This window comes from Massilia rhizosphaerae (genome assembly GCF_016093545.1).
GTDB classification, from domain to species: Bacteria; Pseudomonadota; Gammaproteobacteria; order Burkholderiales; family Burkholderiaceae_D; genus Telluria; species Telluria rhizosphaerae.
In genome coordinates this window covers 46,154-69,637 of the sequence record NZ_JADKYX010000024.1, presented here as the reverse complement: position 1 = coordinate 69,637, position 23,484 = coordinate 46,154, and the positions used below count along the sequence as shown (strand labels likewise).

At 67.6% G+C, this 23,484-nt stretch carries 21 protein-coding genes; 2 read left to right on the top strand and 19 right to left on the bottom strand.

Translation table 11 applies throughout. The annotated features are described in order from the left end of the window. Positions 1-39: 39 nt before the first annotated feature. The 19 genes from tssK to pdxR form a co-directional block, all read right to left on the bottom strand. The gene (gene tssK, locus ISF28_RS26450) at positions 40-1,371 is read right to left on the bottom strand and encodes a type VI secretion system baseplate subunit TssK (RefSeq protein ID WP_198120171.1); all 1,332 of its coding nucleotides are present in this window, start codon (positions 1,369-1,371) and stop codon (positions 40-42) included. Positions 1,372-1,407: 36 nt separating this feature from the next. Further along, complete coding sequence (gene tagH, locus ISF28_RS26445; RefSeq protein WP_198120170.1) at positions 1,408-2,988, bottom strand: type VI secretion system-associated FHA domain protein TagH; 1,581 nt, start codon at positions 2,986-2,988, stop codon at positions 1,408-1,410. A gap of 56 nt (positions 2,989-3,044) precedes the next feature. Further along, on the bottom strand, positions 3,045-4,529 hold the full coding sequence (locus ISF28_RS26440; protein ID WP_198120169.1) for a serine/threonine-protein kinase: 1,485 nt from the start codon (positions 4,527-4,529) through the stop codon (positions 3,045-3,047). Between the two features lie 14 nt (positions 4,530-4,543). Then, on the bottom strand, positions 4,544-5,422 hold the full coding sequence (locus ISF28_RS26435) for a c-type heme family protein (RefSeq protein ID WP_198120168.1): 879 nt from the start codon (positions 5,420-5,422) through the stop codon (positions 4,544-4,546). 37 nt (positions 5,423-5,459) lie between these two features. Next, entirely contained in the window at positions 5,460-6,359 is a 900-nt protein-coding gene (locus ISF28_RS26430; RefSeq protein WP_198120167.1) for a hypothetical protein, read from the bottom strand. Positions 6,360-6,366: 7 nt separating this feature from the next. Then, positions 6,367-8,436: a type VI secretion system Vgr family protein gene (locus ISF28_RS26425; RefSeq protein ID WP_198120166.1), complete on the bottom strand. Its 2,070-nt coding sequence runs from the start codon at positions 8,434-8,436 to the stop codon at positions 6,367-6,369. 20 nt (positions 8,437-8,456) lie between these two features. Next, positions 8,457-8,846: a DUF4280 domain-containing protein gene (locus tag ISF28_RS26420; RefSeq protein WP_198120165.1), complete on the bottom strand. Its 390-nt coding sequence runs from the start codon at positions 8,844-8,846 to the stop codon at positions 8,457-8,459. Positions 8,847-8,865: 19 nt separating this feature from the next. Beyond that, the gene (locus tag ISF28_RS26415) at positions 8,866-9,282 is read right to left on the bottom strand and encodes a hypothetical protein (protein ID WP_198120164.1); all 417 of its coding nucleotides are present in this window, start codon (positions 9,280-9,282) and stop codon (positions 8,866-8,868) included. Between the two features lie 28 nt (positions 9,283-9,310). Beyond that, entirely contained in the window at positions 9,311-9,832 is a 522-nt protein-coding gene (locus ISF28_RS26410) for a hypothetical protein (RefSeq protein ID WP_198120163.1), read from the bottom strand. Between the two features lie 32 nt (positions 9,833-9,864). Then, a complete protein-coding gene (gene tssH / locus ISF28_RS26405) occupies positions 9,865-12,567 on the bottom strand; it encodes a type VI secretion system ATPase TssH (RefSeq protein ID WP_198120162.1) in 2,703 nt (900 codons plus the stop codon). A gap of 21 nt (positions 12,568-12,588) precedes the next feature. After that, positions 12,589-13,596 (bottom strand): type VI secretion system baseplate subunit TssG, encoded by a 1,008-nt coding sequence (gene tssG, locus ISF28_RS26400; protein WP_198120161.1) that lies wholly within the window; start codon positions 13,594-13,596, stop codon positions 12,589-12,591. Beyond that, positions 13,581-15,461 (bottom strand): type VI secretion system baseplate subunit TssF, encoded by a 1,881-nt coding sequence (gene tssF, locus ISF28_RS26395; RefSeq protein WP_198120160.1) that lies wholly within the window; start codon positions 15,459-15,461, stop codon positions 13,581-13,583. Before tssF ends, tssG begins: the two co-directional genes overlap by 16 nt. Further along, a complete protein-coding gene (tssE, locus tag ISF28_RS26390) occupies positions 15,458-15,964 on the bottom strand; it encodes a type VI secretion system baseplate subunit TssE (protein WP_198120159.1) in 507 nt (168 codons plus the stop codon). Before tssE ends, tssF begins: the two co-directional genes overlap by 4 nt. Further along, a complete protein-coding gene (locus ISF28_RS26385; RefSeq protein WP_198120158.1) occupies positions 15,957-16,751 on the bottom strand; it encodes a type VI secretion system accessory protein TagJ in 795 nt (264 codons plus the stop codon). Before ISF28_RS26385 ends, tssE begins: the two co-directional genes overlap by 8 nt. Before the next feature lie 81 nt (positions 16,752-16,832). Further along, positions 16,833-17,324 carry an Hcp family type VI secretion system effector gene (locus ISF28_RS26380; protein WP_198120157.1) on the bottom strand — a complete coding sequence of 164 codons (492 nt, stop codon included), beginning with the start codon at positions 17,322-17,324 and terminating at the stop codon, positions 16,833-16,835. Between the two features lie 72 nt (positions 17,325-17,396). After that, positions 17,397-18,884, bottom strand: coding sequence for a type VI secretion system contractile sheath large subunit (gene tssC / locus ISF28_RS26375; RefSeq protein ID WP_198120156.1), 1,488 nt, complete (start codon positions 18,882-18,884; stop codon positions 17,397-17,399). Positions 18,885-18,908: 24 nt separating this feature from the next. Further along, positions 18,909-19,409, bottom strand: a complete 501-nt coding sequence (gene tssB, locus ISF28_RS26370) for a type VI secretion system contractile sheath small subunit (RefSeq protein ID WP_198120155.1) — start codon at positions 19,407-19,409, stop codon at positions 18,909-18,911. A 48-nt stretch (positions 19,410-19,457) separates the two neighbouring features. Next, positions 19,458-20,522, bottom strand: a complete 1,065-nt coding sequence (gene tssA, locus ISF28_RS26365) for a type VI secretion system protein TssA (protein WP_198120154.1) — start codon at positions 20,520-20,522, stop codon at positions 19,458-19,460. A 320-nt stretch (positions 20,523-20,842) separates the two neighbouring features. After that, positions 20,843-22,333, bottom strand: a complete 1,491-nt coding sequence (gene pdxR, locus ISF28_RS26360) for a MocR-like pyridoxine biosynthesis transcription factor PdxR (protein ID WP_198120153.1) — start codon at positions 22,331-22,333, stop codon at positions 20,843-20,845. Between the two features lie 102 nt (positions 22,334-22,435). Between pdxR and ISF28_RS26355 the strand changes: the two genes are divergently transcribed. Together ISF28_RS26355 and ISF28_RS26350 are read left to right on the top strand one after the other, a co-directional pair. Continuing rightward, positions 22,436-22,909, top strand: a complete 474-nt coding sequence (locus tag ISF28_RS26355; protein WP_198120152.1) for an OsmC family protein — start codon at positions 22,436-22,438, stop codon at positions 22,907-22,909. Beyond that, on the top strand, positions 22,900-23,475 hold the full coding sequence (locus ISF28_RS26350) for an FMN-binding negative transcriptional regulator (protein WP_198120151.1): 576 nt from the start codon (positions 22,900-22,902) through the stop codon (positions 23,473-23,475). The genes ISF28_RS26355 and ISF28_RS26350 overlap by 10 nt, the downstream gene beginning before the upstream one ends. The last annotated feature ends 9 nt before the right edge of the window (positions 23,476-23,484 follow it).

The following is a 23,484-nucleotide window of genomic DNA, read 5'->3' as shown; positions in this document are numbered from 1 at the left end:
TCTTCCTGTGTTCGTGGGATCGCCCGGCGATCCTCCAAATTACTTGCGGATCGCCCAGAACTCCATCTGCAGGCCCGGGTACTCGTTCGGGATGTGCATCGCGAAGCCGACGGAATTCTGCAGCTGGGCCCAGTGCTCGCCCGCCTTGTCGAGTTCAAAATAGGTGTAGCCGGCGTGGAACGGCAGCTGGCGCGGCGCCACGGGCAGTGCGCGCAGGGCGATGCCCGGCAGCTGCAGGTTGACCAGGTCGCGGATCTTTTCGATCGACCCGATCTTGACCATCGCCGGGAAGCCGGTGCGCACGGCTTCCGGCGGCATGTGCGCATTCACCGCCAGCACGAACGTGGCGCTGCGCAGCAGCTCCTTGTCCGGCACGACCGCGACGCGGATGCCGAACTGGCGTTCTTCCAGCGCCAGCGCGACGGCGCGCGGGTCGACGACGAGCGACAGCGCCGCGCGCACGTCCTCGATCAGCGGCGCGAAGCTTTCGTTCAGGTGGTCGTGGCGGTACACGGGATACGTGGCGGCGCGCTTGTCCGGGCGGCTGAACGTCGACAGCTCGCCCGCCAGTTGCGCCAGTTCCGCGTACAGCTGCTCCGGATGCAGCCCCGTCATGCCGGCCAGGTGGCCGAACAGCGGCAGGCTGCGGTTCAGCAGTTGCAGCATCAGGAAGTCCGCGATCTCGGCGGCGCCGGCGACGCCCGGCTGGCTCAGTCGCCCCGCCAGCGCCTGCGCGCGCTGGTTCAACAGGCCCACGAGTTCGTCCGCGAAGGCCGACAGGCGCGGCGCGACGCGGAAGTCCAGGCACGGCGGGCAGTACGCCGGATCGAGCACGACCCGGTTGTCCGGCCGGCGTTCGATTACGCGCGCGATGCCGAGTAGCGTGTAGGCGTTGGCGACGTCCTTCTCGAGCGCGACGCGCAGGCGCAGGTTGCCCACCTGCATCAACGCGCTGTTGTCGAGGCCATTGCTGTCCATCGCCTCGTAGTCGACGGGGCGGTGGCGCGCGAAATTGTCGGGGCCGAGGTCGTCACTGGTCTCGGCGATGCCCATCCGGCGCAACGGTAGCGCCAGCACGATCAGCGCGTCGCGCGCGTCCTCGGGGATGTCGAGCGGCTCGGGCAGCGCGTCGTCCTGCGGCAGGTTCAGCGTGGTGCCGTCCGGGAGCACGGCGCTGGCCGCCAGCAACGCGAGCTTGCCCTGGGCGAGCAGCTGTTCGTCGATGACCAGCTTCGTGAAGCCCCACGCGTAGGCGCGCACGCCCGCGACGCGTTGTTCGATCACGCTGTGCAGGTAGCGGTCGTGCTGTTGCAGGTGCTGGGGCTGCAGCAGCATGCCCTCCGACCAGATGACTTTACTATTCCAGGACATTCGTTGGCAGGGGTTTTAAGTTCGGTTGATGGGAGTTCAGCGGCGCGCCTGGCGCAGCAGCGCGATCTGTTCCTCGTAGGCCTGGCCGAAGGCTTCGCCGAACAGACGATGGAAATCGCTGTCCGCTTCGACGGCCATCTGCGTGTACAGCTCGACCATGCGGTCCCACATCTTGGCCTTGCGGTTCGCCGCGAGCACCTTGTCCATCACGGTCGGCACTTGCAGCCGGGCCTCGATGGCGGCCGGGTCGAAGCGTTCGAGCACACCCGCCAGCGCGGCGCGCATGCCGGCCATGATCGCCAGCTCGTGCGCCTTCAAGTCGTCGAAGGCGTTGGCGAACGCGCGCGCCGGCTGCATATAGCCCGGCATCGTCCCATTGATCATCTGCGTCAGGGCGCTGTCGGCGTCCGGGAAGAATTTCAGCGGATTGTTGGCGGCGGCCGAGATCATCGTCATGTCCAGACGGCTCTCGCGCTTGGTCATGGCGCGGCCCATCAGCACGCCCATCGTGCCCGCCGTCGCTTCGCGCAGCATGCTGCCCGCCAGTTCCGCGATCTCCTCGGCGCTGCGTTTCGTGTTCAGTTCCGACAGGCCCAGGCCGCGCATCAGGGCCTGGATCACGGGGTCGTCCGCGGCCGTGGCGCCGGCCGCGCGCGGGACCGCGGCTGGGGTCGGGGGCGGCGTCGGAGTCGGGGCCACGGCCGCCGGCGCCGGTTCGGCGACGGGAGGCGGCGCGGCCGGCACGGGCATCACGGGCGGCGTGGCGGGTGCGAACGCCGTCGCTTCGGCTTCCCCGGCCGGCATGGCGGGCGGCAGCGGCGCCGGTGCGGGCATGGGTGCGGGCGCCGGAGCCGGAGCGGGCGGCGCCGCCGCCTGCACGCGCGGCGGCAGAAAGTCGGCCAGCGGATCGTAATCGTCCGGGATCGCCATCGCGGGCACCGCTTGCGGCTGCGGCTGCGCCACGACGGGCGGCGGCGCGAAGTTGAGCGCGGGCGCGGGCTGAGGCATGTGCGGCGGCGGCGCGAACGGCAGCTGCTCCGGCGGCACGTGGTCGCTCTCGGCGCCGCGCCACGCCGGCACGCTCGGCGCGGCGGCCGGCGCCGGGCTGCCGAACAGGTTCAGGCCGAGCGGATCGAAGCTGGGATTGAGCGGATCGCCGCCCACGTCCAGGATGCCGGCGCTGGCCAGCGAATCGTCCGGATTCACGGGCAGTTCGGTCGCGACGGCGGCCGGCGCCGGTTCCACCTGCAGCGGCGACGGCGGCAGCGGCGCGGGTGCGGCGGGCATGAACGCCGTCGCCTCGCTCTCCACGCTCGCGAGCAGTTGATAATCGCCGATGGTGACGCGGTCGCCGTCTTCCAGCTGGACCGAGCGGCCGGCGCCGACGGGGCGGTCGTTCACGAGGCTCGGGTTGCTGCCGACGTCGACGAGCCAGAAGGCGTCGTCGCGGTACTCGACGCGCGCATGCAGGCGCGAGATGTATTTACCGGGATCGTCGAGGACCAGGTCATTGCCGGGCGCGCGTCCGATCGCGCCGCCCAGGCGGTCGAAGCGCCGCGTCAGCGCCTGTGCCGGCGCCGCGTTGCGGTACGTGTAGACGCTCAGAATGATGGGCATGGGAGTCCTGGGGTAGTCGAACGATTATACAGTTGCATGTTGTCGGAACCCAGCCCTCAGCCCTTGGCCACGTCCTTGAGGAAGCGTGCCCGTTCCTGCGGATCCGGCAGGTTCTCGGCCAGCAGCCGATAGAACTCGTCGACGTTCCCCGTCATCTTGGAGGCGCGCTTGGCCAGCACTTTCGCGATGGGGCCGACGTAGACCGCAAGCTTCATCTGCGCGGCCTCCATCAGCTCGGGGCTCAGTTGCAGCAGCGTGGGCATGCCCGTCATCTGCGTCAGCTGCGTGGCCGGCTTGCCGGTGCCCGTCTGGCTGCGGCCGCTCATCGTGGACAGCGTGGACAGGCCGTGCTTCTTCTTGATGTCGCGGACGCGTTCCTGGAATTGCGCGCGGCCCGCGTCCGAGCCGATGTGCGGCATCAGCTTGTCGCACAAGTCGTCCAGGTCGGCGGCGTCGCGCGCGGCGTTCTTGAGGACCAGTTTCGCGACGGGGCCGATCTGCGTCGACAGCGCGGTCTGCAGCTCGGGCGCGAGGCCCTGCAGCCAGTCCGGCGCGCTGGCCGTGAGGCCGGACGCGCTGCCCGTGGCGGCGGGCACGCTGCTGCCGTGCTGCGACACGCCGGCCGGGTGCGCGGGGCGCGCCGGTTCCGGGACGGCGGGCCGCTGGAACGCGAGCACCGTCCGTTCGTTGTCCTCGTCGGTGAGCGGCACGCCGCCCGTCTGCTGCATGTACGCGGCGCTCAGCGCATCCAGGAAGGCTTGCGCGCTCGGGTAGCGGTCTTCGAGGCGCTTGGCCATGGCCTTGGCGAGCACCGTGTCGAAGGCCGGATTCAGCGCCGGCTGGCGCTCGCTGGGGCGCGGCGGCGTCTCGTGGATGATCTGGTGCATGACGGTCGACGCCGGCCCGGAAAACGGCCGCACGCCCGTCAGCATCTGGTACAGCACGATGCCGACGGCGAACAGGTCGGAGCGGCCGTCGACGGTCTCGCCCTTGAACTGTTCGGGCGACATGTAGCTCGGCGTGCCGATCACGGCGCCCACCTGCGTCAGCGTCGAGGACTCGATCTTGGCGATGCCGAAGTCGGTGATCTTGACCTGCGCGTCGGCCGTGATGAGGATGTTGGCCGGCTTGATGTCGCGATGGACGACGCCGCGCGCATGCGCGTAGTCGAGCGCGCGCAGCAGCTGCGTGATGCAGGTGATGCTGGCCGCGAGGTCCATCGGCACGTCCTTGACGAGGAAGGCGTTCAGCGGCGTGCCGTCCACGTATTCCATCGCGATGTACGTCGTGTCGCCATACGCGCCGAAGTCGTACACGGCCACGATGTTCGGGTGCACGAGGCGTCCCGAGGCCTGCGCCTCGTTGCGGAAGCGCGCGACGATGTCCGCTTCCTGCAGGCCGTCCAGCAGTTCGTGCCGGATCGTCTTGAGCGCGACCGTGCGCGCGATGTCGGCGTCGAACGCCTTGTACACCACACCCATGGCGCCGCTGCCCAGCACGCCGTCGATGCGGTACTTGCCTATCCTGTCGATCGTTGCCATTGTCCTGCCTTGCCTTACTCTTCCAGCATCTTGAGTGCGCTATTCAAGCTCGTACGCATGCGGTTGAACGAGCGACCCAGGCCGCTGATCTCGTCGTTGCCCTTGACGTCGAATTCGTCGGCCTCGAACTTGCCCATGCTGACGTCGTCGGCGACGAGCGCCAGGCGCTTGATGCGGCGCGTGACGAACAGGTGCACCATCACGTTGAGCGCGATGAAGACGGCGACGAACACGCCGAACAGCGACAGCATGAAGGTCTTGAAAATCGAGTTGGCGCGCGCCAGCGGCACGGCCATCGGCACCGAGATCACCTGGGCGCCCACCACTTCGTTCAGCTTCCAGCCGAAGCCGTTGTTCGGGCCGTAGATGTCGACCATGGTCTTCGGCGCCTCGTTGGCCGTCGTGTGGCAGCTCAGGCAGACCGGGTCCTTGATCTGCAGCGGGCGCGCGATGTACAGGCTGTGGCCAGTCGCGGTGTCGCGCTCGCCGACGAATTCCTTCATGTCCGGCTTGTTGCGCAGGGTCTGGATGACGTCCACCTCCCAGTCCGACGCCTTGTCGCGCAGGTTGGTCGGATTCAGCGTCGCCTCCTTGTACGCGAAGTCGGGGTAGGACTTGAGGATCACGTTGAGGTTTTCAACGGCGGAATACGACGGCACCGACTGCGGGTGGAACTCGAATTTCATCTGGTTCTTGAGCAGCGGCTGGATCTGGCTCGCGGTGTAGCCGCGCACGCTCTTGGCCGCTTCCAGCAGCAGGCGCGCGTTCTGCAGGGTTTCCTCGCGCGCGCTCTGCTTGAGCAGGCGGTCGGCGACGACGCCGGCGGCGAGGAAGCCGACGGCGAAGATCGACACGAACACCAGGTTGAATTTGGCGGCGATCGAAAGTTTCATGATGTGTTCTCCTGATTGAATTCTGTGTGGCCCGGCGTCAGAACAGCGAACCGTCGGACGCCTTGGCCGGATGCAGCACCGGTTTCCACTCGGGGCTGCGGCCGAGCGCGCGGTCGAGCGCCTTGCGGAAGTCCGGATCGGACAAGCGCGGTTTGAAACGCGCGACGAAGCGCCGGCGCGCCGGCAGCGTCGACGCCAGCCAGTCGTCGACGTCGGCGAAATCGGCTTCGCGTTCCCTGGTCGGCGCCACCTTTCCGGGGTTTTTCACGTCCGGCGCCGGCGCCAGATGGTCGCGGAAGGACGGCGGCAACGCGCTCACGAACGCATGCGGCGGCCGGCCCGGCGCCAGGCGCGGCTTGCCGGCTTCGACGCCGGCATACTGTTCGACGGCCAGCTTGAGCGCGGGGCCCGCCCGGCCCTTGTCGTCCACGCGCGCCACCTGCTGGTCGCCCTCTTCCGCGAACACGGCATCCAGGTCGCCGCCCGCGTGCACGATCGTCGAGCCGGACGCCAGCGTCACCTGCAGCGCGGGCGTGACGACGACCGCGCGGCGGCCCTTCGCGTACACCTTGATCCAGCCCTGCAGCAGCTCCATCTCGACCGGCGACTTGCCATCCACCGCCAGGCTCGCCACGAGCGCGCGGCTGTGCGGGCCGAGGGCCACGATGGCGCCGGCGCCGGCTTCGACCTGCGCGCCGACGTCCGCGGTTTCGAGGATGTCGTCCTTCTGCACGGCGACGCCGCTGCCGGCCCGGTAGACCGCCGCGCCGCGGATCAGGCGCAGCGGCTGGTCGGCGACCGTCAGCACCGCGCGCTGCGCGGACTGCGCCTGTGCGGCCGGCGCGCCCTCGGCCGCGGCAGGTTCCTCGGCCCGGAGCGTCGCGGCGGCCAGCGTCAGGCAGGCGAACAGGATACGAGTACGGAAACGGATACGCATGGCTTTCTCAATTGATCTTCACGAGCGCGCCTTCGATGGTCATGATGGCGCCGGACTTCACCGTCATCATCGCGCCGGCCTTGATCTCCGTGTTGGCGTCGGACTGCACCGCGATTTCCGGCGACTTGATCGTGATCTTGGCCGCCTCGATCTTGATGCTGCTGCCGCCGACCTTCAGCTCGATCGACGTGGTGGCCTCCATGACGATGGTCTTCGACACGGTCACCTTCTGGTCGCCCGTGACCGACACCTTATGGTTGCCGGTGATGGCCGTGGTCTGGTCGCCGCCCACGTCGAGCTTGCGGTCATTGGTGATGTTCAGGGTCTGGTTGTTCTCGACCTTGCGCGTCTCGTCGTTCTTGACCGTCGTGGACAGGTTGTTGTCGATGGCGACCGTCTGGTCGTTCGTCACGTGCACCTTGCGGTCGTTGCCGACGTCGAGGCTCTGGTCGTTGGCGATCTGGATGGTCTGGTCGCCCTTGTCCTTCTTCTCGAAGCCGACCTTGAGCGTGTCGTTGTTCTTCACGACGCGGTTGAAATCCTTCTCGGCCTGGACGAAGATTTCCTCGCTGTCCTTCTTGTCCTCGAAGCGGATCTCGTTGAAGCCGTTGCCGCCCTTGGACGTGTTCGACTTGACGGTCGATTTGGTCTGCTCGTCCGGCAGCGTGTACGGCGGCATGCTGTCGCTGTTGTAGACGCAGCCCGTGACGAGCGGCCGGTCCGGGTCGCCCTCCAGGAAGGTGACGACGACTTCCATGCCGATGCGCGGCACGAACATCATGCCCCAGCCCTTGCCGGCCCAGCCCTGCTGCACGCGCACCCAGCACGAACTGGCCTCGTCGCTCTTGCCGTCGCGGTCCCAGTGGAATTGCACCTTGATGCGGCCGTACTTGTCGGTCCAGATCTCCTCGCCCGACTTGCCGACGACCATCGCCGTCTGCGGTCCCTGCACGAACGGCTTGCGCGCCGTGGCCGGCGCGCGGTAGCTGTGCTCCTTGCCGATCGCCTGGAACCGGCAGCGGAAATCGGGCCCGCCGGCGCCCCCGTCGGAGCGGTAATCGGTGCCCGTGATGTCCGTCTCGGCGGACGTGACCAGGAAGACGCGATTCTGGTCGTCGCGCGGATGCTCGGCCAGCGTGAACAGCGCGCCCGTCGTCAGCCCGCGCGCATTTCCTTCCGCGTCGATGCGTTCGCCCTGCCCGTGCAGCGCCTCCATGCGGCCGCGCGCGAACGTGTTGCCCGTATCCGTCACGAGGTAGCGCCCGGGGTAGTCGTAGTGTTCGTAACTCTTCTGCCCGAACGGCGCCGGCACCGTGGACTTGACCAGCAGGCCGCCATCGACGCTGGACGAGGCCTTCTCGAAATCGAAGTCGTTCAGCACCATCACGCTCGGCGCGATCTCGCCGCTCGGATGGAAGCGCGTCACGGCTTCCTCCAGCGCGTCGCGCGCGGTTTCCTCGTCGCGGAACGGGATGGTGTCGTAGCCGCTCGCGGTGGCGTGCGCGCCGTAGCCGTCGGCCAGCACCATCGTGTGCTTGTCTTCCGCGTGCGTGAAGTAGAAGTAGATGCCCTCTTCCTCCAGCAGGCGGCAGACGAAATTGAAGTCGCTTTCGCGGTACTGCACGCAGTATTCGCGCACCGCCGGCGTGCCCGACAACATGCGCTCGTCCAATTCGATCGCCACGCCGTACGCGCCGGTGACGGCCTTGACGATGTCGATCGCGCTCTTCTCCTGGAAGATGCGGCAGTTGGTCGCGCGCGTCAGCAGCCACAGGCTCGGATGCACGACCGCGAGATAGGCCGGCTTGCCGTCGCGCCAGCCCTGGTAGGCGAACCGCGTCACGATGCCGTGGAAGTGGCGCTTCCCGCCCTGCGGCAGGTCGAGGCTCACGGTCATGCCCTTGCCGAGGACGTCGGCGATCTTGACGTCGCTCCGCTCGGACGCCAGCTCGATGTGGAATTCGAACAGGCGGCCCAGCGCCTCGCTGCATTGCATGCGCTTGAACAGCAGCACGTCGTCGCCGAGGGTGGTCTTGACGGCGACTTCGCGGTGGGTCTGGGTGGGCAGGATGGGCATGCGAAAACAGGCTGGCTAGGTTAAGGGATCATGGTCTTGACGGTGCCGGCATTCGTGAAGCCGATCACGCCGCCCCAGTTGCACATGCACTTGGAGACGTTGTCGAGCGCCGGCATGTTGGAGATGAGGACCGTCGGTGCACCCGGCACCCACGGCGCGGACGTCGCCGGCACGCACGGCATGGGCGTGAGCACGCCCAGCGCCGCGGCCGTGGCGGCGGCCACGGTCGGGTTGGCGGGCGAGTTGCACACCCCGAACGGCATGATGTTCACGAGCGGGATGTGGTCCATGATGTTGGCGGCCGGCGGACCCTCCGCCAGCACCTTGTTCTTCGGCAGGACCACGAGCGAAGACGGCGCGGCACCGAAAGTACACGTCATCATGGCGCCCATCGACACTTGGTTTGGCATGGCGTCGTCCTCGGCGCCGTCAGCCGGACACCGGCGCCTGCACGTCGATATGGTTCAGGAATTCCATCACGGTCGTCCAGTTCAAGCTGGTCCTCTTGTCCGGTGCATTGGCCGGCACGACCGCGACGATATCGTTGTACAGCTGCGCGCGCATCGGCGACGCCGGGTGGTTTTGCCACTCCTGTTCCGGGTTCGCGGCGCCGTGATGGCCCTGGAGCCAGAAGCCGCCCAATGCCTGCAGGGCGCCGGCATTGTCGTAATGGACGTCCTGGCACACCCATGGACGCACCACGCCGCCGACAGTCGCCGTGACCCAGATCTTCACGAAGGTATTCGGGTACGCCGCCTGGTAACGATAGACGAACAACTCCTTCACGCATGGAAAACCTGCGTTGGCCCAGTTCGCGATGTGGCCGACAAGAATAGGTGACAGCATGATCGTTCCCCTTTCGTTTCGTTAGAAATCACCCGGCGACGGGAAAGCCGCCGTTGGACACCGCAAAAAAGGTCTGGAACGTCATCTGGTTATACGCCCACACATAGTTGCCGCGGTGGGTGACCAGGATGTCGTTCAGGTTGGCGTCGTTCACGTACACGTAATGATCGGTCGGGAAGTGCAGGACGTTGAGCTTCACCGAACCGTGGTTCGCGTCCTTCCAACTCCAGCGCCGGGTCAGTTCGTCGCGCTTCATGAAGTGGAAGCCGCCCGCATTCGTCAGCATCGCGACCAGATAGCTGTTGGCGGGCACGATCGGCAACGCCGACGGATCGCCGCCCAGCTGCTGGACCAGATGGCCGCCGTCGGCGAGCACGCCGGCGATCAGTTGCGCGACATTGCCGTTGTTCTGCACCGGCTGGCCGCCGGCCACGCCGGGACGCGCCGTGCGCGGCGGATTGCCCACTGCCGGATGCTGGCAATTGCAGGCAAACGCGTAGCAGTTCGCGTTGGCGCCCCAGTTATATTCTTCCTGATGTCCCAAACTCATGGTCCGATTCCGTTTCAGTTAAGTCGAGTGGTTCAAAACACGTACTGGAAATTCCCGTCGGCGACGCCGACCTGCACGCGCTCGACGGGCTTCCCATCCATCATCCGCGCCAGGAACTCTTTCGACACGTCCGGCAGCATCGTATTGGTCAGGATCGCGTCGATCATGCGGCCGCCCGATTCGCTCTCGGTGCAGCGCGACACGACCAGCTTGACCACGTCCTCGCCGTACTCGAACGGAATCTTGTAGCGCGCCTCCACGCGCTTCTTGATGCGGTTGAGTTGCAGCTTGACGATCTTGCCCAGCATGTCGTCCGACAGCGGATAGTACGGGATCGTCACGATGCGGCCCAGCAGCGCCGGCGGGAACACCTTCAGCAGCGGCGCGCGCAGGGCGCCGGCCATGCCTTCCGGATCGGGCATCAGGTCCGGGTCCTTGCACAGGCCCGCGATCAGGTCCGTGCCGGCGTTCGTCGTCAGGATGATCAGCGTGTTCTTGAAATCGATGAAGCGGCCCTCGCCGTCTTCCATGAAGCCTTTGTCGAAGACCTGGAAGAACATCTCGTGCACGTCCGGGTGCGCCTTTTCCACTTCGTCGAGCAGCACGACGGAATACGGCCGGCGGCGCACGGCCTCCGTCAGCACGCCGCCCTCGCCGTAGCCGACGTAGCCCGGCGGCGCGCCCTTCAGCGTGGACACCGTGTGCGCTTCCTGATACTCGCTCATGTTGATGGTGATGAGATTCTGCTCGCCGCCGTACAACGCCTCGGCCAGCGCCAGCGCCGTTTCCGTCTTGCCCACGCCGGACGTACCGGCCAGCATGAACACGCCGATCGGCTTGTTCGGATTGTCCAGGCCCGCGCGCGACGTCTGGATGCGCTTGGCGATCATCTCCATCGCGTGGTCCTGGCCGATCACGCGCTGGCTCAGGGTGGACGCGATGTTGAGAATCGTCTCCATCTCGTTCTTCGCCATGCGGCCGACCGGGATGCCGGTCCAGTCGCCGACGACGGCCGCCACGGCCTGGTAGTCGACGGTCGGCAGGATCAGCGGAGTCTCGCCCTGCAGCGCGGTCAGCTTCGCCTGCACGGCCTGCAGCTGTTCCTTCAGCGCGGCGCGCGTGGCGTCGTCCTGCGGCGGCGTCGAGTCGGCCGCCGCTTCCAGTTTGGAGCCCGTGCCTTCGACCGGCTGGGCGCCGTCGCGCAGCTGCGCGCGCAACGCCAGCAGCTCGTCGACGAGCGCGCGCTCCTCGTTCCAGCGCGCTTCCAGGCCGGCCAGGCGGTCCTTCTCGGCGGCCAGCGCGGCTTCCGTCTCGTGGGCGCGCGCGGCCACCTCGATGCCGATCGCGCCTTCGCGGCGGATGATCTCCATCTCCACGTTCAGCGCCTCGATGCGCTTGCGGCTGTCGTCCACCTCGGCCGGCGTCGCGTGCAGGCTCACGGCCACGCGCGCGCACGCCGTGTCGATCAGGCTCACCGATTTATCCGGCAGCTGGCGCGCCGGGATGTAGCGGTGCGACAGGCGCACGGCCGCTTCCAGCGCTTCGTCGAGGATCTGCACCTTGTGGTGTTTTTCCATCGTCGACGCCACGCCGCGCATCATGCGGATCGCCCGCTCCTCGCTCGGCTCGTCCACCTGGATGCTCTGGAAGCGGCGAGTCAGCGCCGGGTCCTTCTCGATGTGCTTCTTGTACTCGGCGAACGTGGTCGCGCCGATCGTGCGCAAGGTGCCGCGTGCCAGCGCCGGTTTCAGCAGGTTGGCCGCGTCGCCCGTGCCGGCCGCGCCGCCGGCGCCGACCAGCGTATGGGTCTCGTCGATGAACAGGATGATGGGCTTTTCGCTGGCCTGCACTTCGTCGATGACGGAACGCAGGCGCTGCTCGAACTCGCCCTTCATGCTGGCGCCGGCCTGCAGCAGGCCCACGTCCAGCGCCAGCAGCTGCACTTCCTTCAGCGCGGGCGGCACGTCGCCGCGCGCGATGCGCTGGGCAAAACCTTCCACGACGGCCGTCTTGCCGACGCCGGCCTCGCCGATCATGATCGGGTTGTTCTGGCGGCGGCGCATCAGGATGTCGACCATCTGCCGGATCTCGTCGTCGCGGCCGACGATCGGATCCATCTTGCCGCTTCTCGCCTGCTCCGTCAGGTCGACGGTGAACTTCTTCAGCGCTTCCTGCTTGCCCATCTGCGCCGGCGCGATGGCGCCGGATTCCTCGCCGGGGGCGGCGGCCTGGAAGCCGTCGCTGGCGCCCAGCTTCGCTTCCGGCGAATCCTTCAGCAAGGTGCCGAAGCGATCCGACAGGTCATCGGCCTTGACGCGCTCGAACTGGCGGCTGATCGCGTACAGCGCGTTGCGCAGGTTCGAGGTCTTGAGCATGCCGAACACCAGGTGGCCGCTGCGTACCGACGATTCGCCGAACATCAGCGTGCCGTACACCCACGCGCGTTCCACCGTCTCTTCCAGCTGCGACGACAGGTCCGTCACCGACGTGGCGCCGCGCGGCAGGCGGTCCAGCGCGGCCGTGATGTCGCGCGCCAGCACGGCCGCGTCCAGCTCGTAGTGGCGGATGATGCGGTGCAGGTCGGAGTCCTGCAGTTGCAGGATCTGGTGCACCCAGTGGACCATCTCCACGTACGGGTTGCCGCGCAGCTTGCAGAACACCGTACTGCTTTCGATCGCGCGGTAGCACAGCGCGTTGAGTTTTCCAAACAGTGCGACACGGGAGATTTCGGCCATGATCGGTTCTTTCGCGTGGGGTCAGCCCTGGCGGGCGGTCGGGTTGATCAAGAGTTGACGGGCGTCGCGCGCGGCCGGGCCGCTCGCGAGATAGGTGGTCCAGCCGAGCTTTTGGCTGCCCAGCTTCAGGGGGGGAATCTCGGGGCGCTTGAGCACCAGGCGCACGTCCCAGTCGAGCACCGTGCCGGCATAGCTTTTCACCCAATCGACGAGGCGCACCATGCTGGCGCCGCCGGGCAGCATGCGTTCGTAATCGTCGTAGTCGAGCGGGCCGATCACCAGGCGGAACTTGTGCTGGCAATCCCAGACTTTCTTCCCCAGCACGGCCGACGTGCCGAGGCGGTTGCCGCGGTCTTCCATGCCGATGCGGGTCTGGCCGTCCAGCGGGATCTTCATCCAGTGGCCGACGAACTGCTCGATCTCGACGGGCAGCTTGAAGTAGGCGCGCAGGATCGTCACGAGGCCCGCGGCCGGGCGGCGCTGGTTGGCCATCAGGCCGGCGAAATGCAGCTTGGCGAAGTCGCCGATCTCGTCGCGCCCGCGCATGGTCGGGGTGCCGATGCCGAACAGGCTGCCCACGTACTCGGCGAAGCGGTCGCTGTCCGGCCGGTCCACGCTGAGGGCCGGGTCGGCCGCGGCGCGGGCGCGGTAGAACAGCGACACCATCCGGTGGTGGAACACGTCGAGGAACGCGACCATCGTGTGGTCGCCGTGGTTACGGGCACGGTCGCGCGCATATTCCGTCAGGTGCAGCGGCAGCGGGCCGTTGGCGCCGAACAGCCCGAAGAAGTTGACGGCGAGGCGCGCTTTCACCGCACCGGTCGCGGGCGTAAAGCCGGCCAGGGCGCCGGGCTCGAAGCCGAGCGACGGGTCGCGTCCGAAGCGCACGGCGTCGTCGCGCGGGCGCAGCGACGCGCCGATGCGCGGCTTGTCCGGGTGCGCGTTCTCCAGCAGGCGCAGGGCCTGGAAGAAGTCCATGGCCGCCGCAGCTTCGCCCAGCTGGCGCTCGACGTCTACAGGATCGCGCATACGCCCTCGCGCGCCTTCCAGCGCATGATTTCGCCGCGGCCGACGGTGCGCACAACGGTCTCGGTGAACGAATTGATCGATACGTACTGCGCGAAGAAGTGGCTCAAAACGCCGCCCAGCACGAAGGCGCCGGCGCCCTCGAACGCGCCGTCGTCCATGGTCACCGTGATCTCCAGGCCGCGCCCGAACGTGATGGCGCCCGGCGCCGGCATGCGCCGCGTGATCGGTCGCGCCGACACGGAGCGCACGCCCTCGACCTGGCGCTGGCTCGCCACGTCGAGCGGATGGCAGTACAGCGCGAGCAGTTCGCGCAGGGCCGACGCGCCCTGGTCGGGATCGGTGTCCGCCAGCGACAGATAGTTCAGCGACAGCTGGTTGATCAGGCGCCACGCCATGCCGCCCTCGGCGAACGAGGGGAAAGGCTGGCTCGGACCGCCCAGCACGCGCACCGACTGCACCGGTCCGCCCTGCTCGAGGATGAAGTCGGTCTTGCCGACGCCGAGCGGCATCGCCAGCGGCAGGTCGCGGTTCGTGCACCACACGACGAGGCCGAGCTGGCGCAGGTCGTGGCGGTACGGCGCCTCCTGGGCGTCGACGAGCGTGATGAACGTCTCGCTGCCGATGTACGAGGAGCGCGGCCCGCGCTGGCGCTGGCGCTGCGACAACAGGCGCGGCTCGCGCCGGATCTGGTAGAACGCCTGGCCGGACAGCGTGGTTTCGCCGAGGTCGCGCGCGCTGTACAGCGGGTGGAATTCCTGTTCGGCGTCGGCGCCGGTGCCGTAGCCGGTCACGCTCTCGACCTGGTGCACCTCGAAGTCCATGGGACGGGTGCGATCGGGCAGCACGTGGTATTCGAACTGGTCGCCGGACAGGTTGATGCGGTCGGCGCGGCGCTGGAACAGGTTCACGACGGGCGTGCAATTCAGTGCGAAATTGCTGTGGTCGAGCGACTGTTCCAGGCGCGCGTCGCCGCGCGACAGCAGCACGACGATCTCGATCTCCTGCTCCGCGCACGCGGCCACTGCGGTCTTCAGGCCGGCCAGCTCGACGAACAGGAAGCGCTGCGCGAACGCGAAGTATTCCTGCAGCAGGCGGTAGCCCTGGAAGCTGCGCTGGCCGCTGGGCAGCAACGCATCCTCTTCGGCAAAGCCGCGCGGGCGCAGCGCCGTCTGCGGCAACAGGGTATGGCGGCCCTGGCGGCTGCCCGGCAGCACGAGCACGCCGACGGTGGCGCCCAGCAGTTTTTCGTAGATCTGGCCGGGCATCTCGTCGCTGCCGCGCAGGTGCAGCGTCAGGCGGTCCAGGGCCAGCTTGGAAAACGGCGCGCCGTTGGTCGTGCGCAGGCGCAGGCGCAGGCCCGCCTTCACGTTCGCGGGCAGGCGCGCGTCGACGCCTTCGATGCGGCCGCCGTGCGTGAAGAATTTCGCCTCGACGAGCTCGATCGGCCACAGGGTCAGCTCATGCGCCGTGCGGTATTCGCAGGCGGTGACGTCGTCCTTGCCGAGGACGCTGCGCATCGGGGCGCCGCGCGCGATGCGATAGCCGGCGTTCAGCGCCGGGTTGCCGAGGTCGGGCTGCACCTGCACGATCGCCATCGACGGCGTCGGCGCGAGGAAGTGCGGGTAGACGAGTTCGGACAGGTGCTGGGTGAAGCGCGGGAACTCGGCGTCGATCTTCAGCTGCACCCGCGCGGCCATGAAGGCGAAACCTTCCAGCAGGCGCTCGACGTACGGGTCGGCGCACTCGAAGCCTTCGAGCCCCAGGCGGCCGGCGATCTTCGGGTACTGGGCCGCGAATTCGCCGCCCATCTCGCGCAGGTGCTGCAGCTCCTGGCTGTAGTAGCGAAGCAGGCGTGGATTGGTCATGTCCGTGCGCCGGCGAATTCGGTGAGGCTGATCTGGGCCAGATCGAGATCGAGCTCGGTCTTGAGGAACAGCCGTTCCGGGTAAGGCTGGGCCCACATGTCGGCCTGGATCTCGAACATGATCTTGCTGATCGATTCCTGCTGCGGCACGACCTTGACCGACACGGAGGAGCGGATCAGGCGCGGTTCGAAATCCCAGATGGCCTGGCGGATCGCGCGTTCCAGGTCGGCCGCGCTCATGTTCGCCAGCGATGCCCCGGACATGTCCGGCATGCCGTAGTTGAGGACGGAGTTCGCCAGGTGCGGCAGGCGCGGCACGTCGGAGACCGACAGCAGGTTGGTCGTGTTCAGCAACCACGCGAGGTCGCGCAGCACGCCTTCGCGCAGGCCGCGCACCGACAACACGCGCCGTTCGCGCGACTCGACCTCCTGGTCGGGTTCATCGTCGGTGAGTCGGTCGAGCAGCGAAGGTTGCAGGCGCTCGCGCGGTGCCAGTTCAGCCATGGTCGCCGGTACTGTCGTTCAGGTCGAATTCGATCAGGCGCGCGTCCATCAGCGGATAGTCGGCCTCGCCGCTGGTGAACATGCGCTGGCCGAGCGGATGGTCGCCGGTCCACTCGGTCTTGCGCGCCAGTTTCAAGGCGTCGTCGCTCGCGTCGACGCTGCCCGGGTAGCGGGTCGGGATCAGGCCCACGGTCTGGGCGCCGTTGGACCACGTGAAGTTGGCGGCCGTCCAGACGGCGTCGCGCAGGTCGGCCGGCGGTTCGATCTCGATGCGCGCGATGCGCATGAACGGCACCCATACGTAGCGGCCGTTGACGATCGCTTCCAGCACGGGGCCGAGGCGGCCGTCGGCGTCGGCCAGCCAGTCGAAGCGCGTGTCGTCGATGGCGCCGGGAAACGCCGGTGCCGCGTCGAACGCGGCGGCGCGCAGTTCGGCCGCGGCGGCGGGGTCGGCGGCGTCCAGCTTCAGGGCTTCGGCCAGCTGCGCCATCCAGGGCTGCGGCTCGCCGAAGATCACGGGCGCGCGGCGACCGGCAAAGATCTCGGCGCGCAGGGCCTCGCACTGGATCGCCTCGCGATAGGTCTGCACCATCGGCAGCGCGCCGGCATCCAGTTCGCCCGCCACTTTCAGTTGCGTCAGGGCGCGGTTCCACTGGCCCAGCACGGACAGCAACTGGAACAGGAACACGCGCAGTTTCGGGTCGGCGCTGTTCTTGCGCACCGCATCCTGCAGCGCGGCGAGTGCGCCGGCCAGGTCTCCATCACGAATCAGCTGTTGCGCAAGCATTCGAACGCTCCCCTCCAAGAATTCTGTAAAACCGGCTTGCCGGCCGCTCGAACGCGGCGGCAAGCCATGCGCGATGCTCGATTAAGCAGCTGCGTTTTCGGCGATGTTCCAGGCGAAGGTCTTGTCGCCTGCCACGGTGCCCTTGCTGTCCTGCGGGGTGTAGGCGAAGGTCACCTTGCCGAAGTTCAGCGTGACGTTTTCGGTCAGGCGGTCTTCGCCGCCGCTGCCGCCGGTCGAGATCGACGTCACCAGCACTTCTTCCATGGTGATCAAGATGTACTTCTGCTGGCCTTCGCCGGCTTTACGCACCATCAGCACGGCCTTCTCGATGTGCGAGCCCTTGGCCAGGGCGGTCATCAGCGCGTTGGACGAGCTGTCGACGTACTTGGTGAACGAGATGTCCTGGAAGTTGGCCTTGCCGGCGCCGCCGCCACCGCCCGTGTGGGTGGTGCCCGACTGGCTCATGCCCCAGCTCCAGGCCAGGATGTCGATGTCGCCCTTCGGACCCTGGACCTTGTCGCGCGACTCGCCCTTGATCTTGTCGCCCATGTTGATGAACATATCCAATGCCATGTCTTTTCTCCTTGTTGGTTGAACTTCCTAAAGCGCGCGGACGACGGTCCGCGCGGGACTTCAAAAAAACGATCAGCCTTTTGCCGACGGCAGCTTCGACACGAGGCGCAGCGACACCGTCAGGCCTTCCAGCTGGTAGTGCGGGCGCAGGAAGAACTTGGACGTGTAGTAGCCCGGATTGCCTTCGACTTCTTCCAGCACCACTTCGGCCGCGGCCAGCGGCTTTTGCGCCTTGGTGGCTTCGCTGGAGCTGCCCGGGTCGCCGTCCACGTACTGCATGATCCACTTGGTCAGCCAGCGCTCCATCTCGTCGCGTTCCTTGAACGAGCCGATCTTGTCGCGCACGATGCACTTGAGGTAGTGGGCAAAGCGGCAGGTCGCGAACAGGTAAGGCAGGCGCGCGGCCAGGGCGGCGTTGGCGCTGGCGTCCGGATCGTCGTACTCGGCCGGCTTGTGCAGCGACTGGGCGCCGATGAAGGCGGCGAAGTCCGTGTTCTTCTTGTGCACCAGCGGCATGAAGCCGTTGGCGGCCAGCTCGGCCTCGCGGCGGTCCGAGATCGCGATCTCGGTCGGGCACTGCATGTCGACGCCGCCGTCGTCGGTCGGGAAGGCATGCACCGGCAGGCCTTCGACCGCGCCGCCGGATTCGATGCCGCGGATGCGCGAGCACCAGCCGTATTCCTTGAACGAGCGGTTGATGTTGACGGCCATCGCGTAGGACGAGTTGGCCCAGGTGTAGTTCTTGCTGCCCGGCGCGCTGGTGTCTTCCTCGAAGTCGAATTCCTCGACCGGGTTGCTCTTGGCGCCGTACGGCTGGCGTGCCAGGAAGCGCGGCATCGTCAGGCCGACGTAACGCGAATCCTCGGACTCGCGGAACGAGCGCCACGCGGCGTGTTCCGGGGTCTGGAAGATCTTCGTCAGGTCGCGCGGATTGGCCAGCTCGTTCCACGACTCCATCAGCATGACGGACGGTGCGGCGGCCGAAATGAACGGCGCGTGCGCGGCCGAGGCGATCTTGGCCATCGACGACAGCAGCTCGACGTCCGGCGCGGTGTTGTCGAAGTAGTAGTCGGCGACGATGGAACCGAACGGCTCGCCGCCGAACTGGCCGAATTCTTCCTCGTACATCTTCTTGAAGATCGGGCTCTGGTCCCAGGCCGTGCCCTTGAACTTCTTGAGGGTCTTGGCCAGGTCGTTCTTCGAGATGTTCATCACGCGGATCTTGAGCATCTCGTCGGTTTCGGTGTTGTTCACCAGGTAGTGCAGGCCGCGCCAGGCGCTTTCGACCTTCTGGAACTCCTCGGTGTGCATGATCAGGTTGATCTGCTCGGTGAGTTTCTTGTCGAGCGCTGCGATCAGGCTCTGGATCGTGCCCAGCACGTCGCCGGAGATCAGGCTGGTGCCTGCCAGCGCCTGCTCGGCCAGGGTGCGCACGGCGACTTCGACCGATTCCTTGGCCTTGTCGGATTGCGGCTTGAATTCCTTCTGCAGCAGCGAGCTGAAGTCGCTCATCTCGAGCGTACCGGACTCCTGCTGGGATTGTGCGAGGGCTTCGGACATGTCGTTCTCCTGTTCTCTCGTGCGTTATTCGGTGGGCTTCGGTGCGGACGTCAGCGCCTGCATCAGGGCCGGTTCGGCCAGCAGCTTGGCGATCAGCTCTTCCGCGCCGGTCTTGCCGTCCATGTAGGTCATCAGGTTGGCCAGCTGGCCGCGCGCCTCGAGCAGCTTGTTCAGCGAATCCACTTTGCGCGCGATCGCGGCCGGGGTGAAGTCGTCCATGCTTTCGAAGGTCATGTCGACGGCCAGGTTGCCCTCGCCCGTCAGCGTGTTCGGCACCTGCACCGCGACGCGCGGCTTCATGGCCTTCAGGCGCTCGTCGAAGTTGTCGACGTCGATCTCGAGGAACTTGCGTTCCGCGACCGGCGCCAGCGGCTCGGCGCTCTGGCCGGACAGGTCGGCCAGGACGCCCATCACGAACGGCAGCTGCACCTTCTTCTCGGCGCCGTACACTTCGACGTCGTACTCGATCTGCACGCGCGGCGCGCGATTGCGTGCGATGAACTTCTGGCTACTTTCTTTGCCCACGGTTTACTCCTCCTTGATTGAACTGCCTGAACTGCCGGCCTGCCGGATTCAATAATCGTCCGATCCGTTCGACTCGCCCGGTTGCGGTCCACGGATCACGTTCAACTGATGCATGCTGTCCGGCGCCAGGTTCTCCATGACTTCCATGAAGCTCATCGGCGCCAGGCGCTTGGCCCGCTCCAGCAGCATCGGCACGGGGCTCGACGGCTCGTAGCGCTGGTAGTAGGCGAGAATCTTGTCGATCATGCGGATCACGTCGGCGCGGCTGGCCACGTCGCCCGTGATGGCCGCGGCGCGGGGCGCGGCACCGCCGCCGCCCTGCTCCACCGCGCCGTCGTCGGCGGCCGGCGCATCGGCCGGGACGTCCTGCGCAGCCTGCGCACGGCTGGCCAGCAGGTCCGCCATGCGGCGCAGCTGGCGCGTCAGCGGGCCGAGGCTCAGCGCCTGCGTGCTGCCCACGTGGCGCACGAGCGCGGCCTCCAGGTTGACCGCACTGTCCAGCGCGCCGTTGACGGCGGCGCTGGCCACTTCCATGGCTTCGTCGGACACGTCGGCCAGCGCGGCGTCGATCGATCCGGGCGACAGCGCGGCCTGCCCGTCCGGCACGGGCGCCTCGCCGTGCGCCTGCTCCAGCACGCGCAGGGTCAGCGGGCCGAGGCCGGGCAGCATGACGAAGGCGGTCTCGCGCAGGTCGAGCAGGACCGTCGCCGGGTCGGTCAGCTGGGCCAGGGAATTGATGCGCAGCGTGGGGTCGTTGTCGTCGTCCGGATCGAGCTCGGGATGGACGCCGTCCCAGCGCTCCACGACGAGGCGCTCGAGCAGGCGCATGCCGTCGGCGAACCCGGGCAGCGCGTGCAGCGCCAGCAGCGCGCGCACGAGCGGCACCGCCACCCGCAGGTCGCGCGTGCGGGCGAACAGGTCGAGGGCCTGCTTCTTGACTTGCTTCCACTCGGGGGGGACGGCAGGGACGAGGGTGTCCCCATACTGGACTTCTGGCTTGCCGAGCGCACTCTGCTCGAGCTCCAGGAATGCGGGGTCGTACTCGAGGTTCGGCCCGCAAGGGGCGGCCTCCTCCAAATCCTCGAGCAGGACATCGACGTCGACAATACTCATGATTGTGCGCGTTCTAACTAGTTTTAGGACAATTGTCGAACTCGTCGTCACAGCGTCGAACGCCATGCGCGGATTCTTGCTTAATAGTTTTTTTCGCGGAGATATTACCCCACGAATCGCGCACTATACGCCATTTGGCGGCCCCATCGTTAGCAGGAAGCCTAATTTTTTTTGCACTGAAATCTGTGCGGAATGGTTGACAACAGTTTTAGAACACGCTCGTTTTTCGGAACAGCCGAGCCAAGACGGGGAGCAGTGGCCAAGCCTCATGAAACGCTGTCGATATTTTTACGACAAGCGACGTCAATACCGGTCCGCGCCTATCCCTTCGCGGACCGGGACGCCCGCTCGATGGCCTGCGCCAGGTCCGCCACGCCGGCCCGGATCACGTCCGGCGCGAACGCGGAAAACCCGAGCAATAATCCGGGCGCGACGGCGCAATCGGCGCCGGCCGCCGGGTTCGTGTAATAGCCCAGCGTGCGCACGTCGGCGCCGACGTCGCGGGCGTGGCGCGCGACGGTCTCCTCGTCCAGCGCTTCCGTAAAATGAACGCACAGGTCGAGGCCCGCGTCGGACGGTCCCTGGCGCAGCCGGCCGGCCAGGCGCGCGTCGAGCGCGTCGACGAGGGCCTGCCTGCGCTCGCCGTACGCGTCGCGCGTGCGCCGGATGTGGCGCGCGAAATGACCGCCGGCGATGAAGTCGGCCAGCGCGGCCTGCGCCACGAACGGACTGTGGCGGTCGACGACGGCCTTGGCCCGCGCCAGCGCGACGGCCAGCGGCGCCGGCGCGACGACGTAGCCCAGGCGCAGCGCCGGAAACAGCACCTTCGACAGCGTGCCCACGTAGATCACGCAGCCCGCGCGGTCCAGGCTTTGCAGCGATGCCAGCGGCGGCCCCGTGTGGCGGTACTCGCTGTCGTAGTCGTCCTCGACGATCCAGGCGCGATTCGCCTCGGCCCAGCGCAGCAGTTCGAGCCGCCGCCGCAGAGTCATCGTCACGCCCAGCGGGAGCTGGTGCGACGGCGTCGCGAACGCCAGGCGCGCGTCCGGATAACGCCGGGCCGCGTACGCGACGTCCATGCCCTCGGCGTCGACGGGCACCGGGCAAACGCGCGCGCCCGCCACCGCGAACGGCGCCACCGCGCCCTGGTAGCCGGGCGATTCGATCCACATCGCTTCGCCCGGCGCGAGCAGCAGTTGGGCCAGCAGGTACAACGCCTGCTGGGAGCCGGATGTGATCACGACCTGGTCCGCCGTGCACTGCACGCCGCGCGACGCTTTCAGATAGGCGCACAGCAGCTCGCGCAGCGGCGCGTGACCGGCGGCGCCTGCATAGCCGAGCGACGCGGTCGAATGGCGCCAGTGGCGCGCCTCCAGCCGGCGCCAGACGTCGAACGGAAACAGGTCCAGGCCAGGCATGCTGGCGCGGAAGGCGCGCAGCGGCCCCGCGTGATGCAGCACGCGCGCCATGCCGCCCGCGATCAGTTCGCCGCGCGGCGACAGCGGCCGCACCATCGCCGGCGCGGCGTCGGCCTTGCCCGCGCCGGCCGGCAGCGACGCGCTGACGAACGTCCCCTTGCCGACCGTGCCTTCCAGATAGCCCTCGGCCATCAATTGCTCGTACGCGGCCAGCACGGTCTGGCGCGACACGTCCAGCAGGCGGCACAGCGTGCGCGTGGCCGGCAGGCGCACGCCGGCGCCGATGCGGCCGTCGAGGATCGCCGTCTTGAGGTGGACGTACAACTGGCGGAACAGCGGCGTGGCGGCGCTGCGATCGAGCGTGGCGGCGGCGAGGATGTCGTGGACGTGCATGGCGGGTCGTCGAAATTGGTACGATCATCTTCGCGATAATTGGTCATTTGAGCAAGCCACCTGCCGTCCTAAGATGGAAGCTCTTTCGCACATGGGGACACGATGCAACGATTCGAAGCCACCCTGGCCTGGCAACGCGGCGACCAGGCCTTCACCGACCAGCGCTACAGCCGCGCGCACCGCTGGCGCTTCGACGGCGGCGTGGACGTGCCCGCGTCGTCATCGCCGCTGTCGGTGCCCGTGCCGATGTCGGACCCGGCCGCCGTCGATCCGGAGGAAGCGCTCGTCGCGGCCGCCGCGAGCTGCCACATGCTGTTCTTCCTGTCGCTGGCGGCCGCGCGCGGCTACGTCGTCGAGCGCTATGACGACCACGCCGTCGGCACGCTCGATATCGGCGCCGACGGCCGCCTGGCCATCACGCGGATCGTGCTGAATCCGGCCATCGCGTTCGGCGGCGCGCGCCAGCCCGACCGGGCCGCGCTGGCCGAGCTGCATCACGAGGCGCATGCGCGCTGCTACATCGCCAATTCACTGAAAGGGGACATCGTCGTGGAGGGATTCGAATCATGTACGTGACGTCGCCATTCGCGGCGGACTCGCAGTCCGACATGCTGGCGCTGGTCGCCGCCCATCCGCTGGGCGCGCTGGTGCGTACCGGCGCCGGCGGCCTGGAAGCGGATCACATTCCGTTCGAGCTGGTGCCGGCGTCGAGCGACGCGCCGTACGGCGTGCTGCGCGCCCACGTGGCGCGCGCCAATCCCGTCTGGCGGTCGGAGGGGAGGCCGGTGCTCGTGCTGTTCCAGGGTGCGTCGAGCTATGTGTCGCCGCTGCTGTACGACCTGGAGGCGGCCGGCGGACGCGCCGTGCCGACGTGGAATTACGCCGTCGTGCATGCGCACGGACGCTTGCGCGCGATCGAGGATCCGGCGTGGATCCTCGGGCAGATGAGCAGGCTGACGCGGCATCTCGAGGACGCGCGCGCCGGCTGGAAGGTGAAGGATGCGCCGCGCGATTACATCGACAGGATCGTGCGGGCGACCGTCGGCATCGAGATCGTCATCGAACGCCTGGAAGGCAAGTTCAAGATGAGCCAGAACCGCACGCCCGACGAACGGGCGCGCGTGCTGGCGGCCATGCGCTAGCGGCGACGC

Bases quoted from the DNA above. Each gene is read 5' to 3' on its own strand.
- ISF28_RS26420 (WP_198120165.1), bottom strand. From the start codon at position 8,846: ATGCCAAACCAAGTGTCGATGGGCGCCATGATGACGTGTACTTTCGGT.
- ISF28_RS26385 (WP_198120158.1), bottom strand. From the start codon at position 16,751: ATGCTTGCGCAACAGCTGATTCGTGATGGAGACCTGGCCGGCGCACTC.
- tssG (WP_198120161.1), bottom strand. From the start codon at position 13,596: ATGCGCGATCCTGTAGACGTCGAGCGCCAGCTGGGCGAAGCTGCGGCG.
- ISF28_RS26415 (WP_198120164.1), bottom strand. From the start codon at position 9,282: ATGCTGTCACCTATTCTTGTCGGCCACATCGCGAACTGGGCCAACGCA.
- tagH (WP_198120170.1), bottom strand. From the start codon at position 2,988: ATGCCCATCATTCTGAGCGTCTACACGTACCGCAACGCGGCGCCGGCA.
- tssF (WP_198120160.1), bottom strand. From the start codon at position 15,461: ATGACCAATCCACGCCTGCTTCGCTACTACAGCCAGGAGCTGCAGCAC.
- tssK (WP_198120171.1), bottom strand. From the start codon at position 1,371: ATGTCCTGGAATAGTAAAGTCATCTGGTCGGAGGGCATGCTGCTGCAG.
- tssH (WP_198120162.1), bottom strand. From the start codon at position 12,567: ATGGCCGAAATCTCCCGTGTCGCACTGTTTGGAAAACTCAACGCGCTG.
- tssC (WP_198120156.1), bottom strand. From the start codon at position 18,884: ATGTCCGAAGCCCTCGCACAATCCCAGCAGGAGTCCGGTACGCTCGAG.
- ISF28_RS26355 (WP_198120152.1), top strand. From the start codon at position 22,436: ATGCAACGATTCGAAGCCACCCTGGCCTGGCAACGCGGCGACCAGGCC.
- ISF28_RS26425 (WP_198120166.1), bottom strand. From the start codon at position 8,436: ATGCCCATCCTGCCCACCCAGACCCACCGCGAAGTCGCCGTCAAGACC.
- pdxR (WP_198120153.1), bottom strand. From the start codon at position 22,333: ATGCACGTCCACGACATCCTCGCCGCCGCCACGCTCGATCGCAGCGCC.
- ISF28_RS26440 (WP_198120169.1), bottom strand. From the start codon at position 4,529: ATGGCAACGATCGACAGGATAGGCAAGTACCGCATCGACGGCGTGCTG.
- tssE (WP_198120159.1), bottom strand. From the start codon at position 15,964: ATGGCTGAACTGGCACCGCGCGAGCGCCTGCAACCTTCGCTGCTCGAC.
- ISF28_RS26350 (WP_198120151.1), top strand. From the start codon at position 22,900: ATGTACGTGACGTCGCCATTCGCGGCGGACTCGCAGTCCGACATGCTG.
- ISF28_RS26435 (WP_198120168.1), bottom strand. From the start codon at position 5,422: ATGAAACTTTCGATCGCCGCCAAATTCAACCTGGTGTTCGTGTCGATC.
- ISF28_RS26430 (WP_198120167.1), bottom strand. From the start codon at position 6,359: ATGCGTATCCGTTTCCGTACTCGTATCCTGTTCGCCTGCCTGACGCTG.
- ISF28_RS26380 (WP_198120157.1), bottom strand. From the start codon at position 17,324: ATGGCATTGGATATGTTCATCAACATGGGCGACAAGATCAAGGGCGAG.
- ISF28_RS26410 (WP_198120163.1), bottom strand. From the start codon at position 9,832: ATGAGTTTGGGACATCAGGAAGAATATAACTGGGGCGCCAACGCGAAC.
- tssA (WP_198120154.1), bottom strand. From the start codon at position 20,522: ATGAGTATTGTCGACGTCGATGTCCTGCTCGAGGATTTGGAGGAGGCC.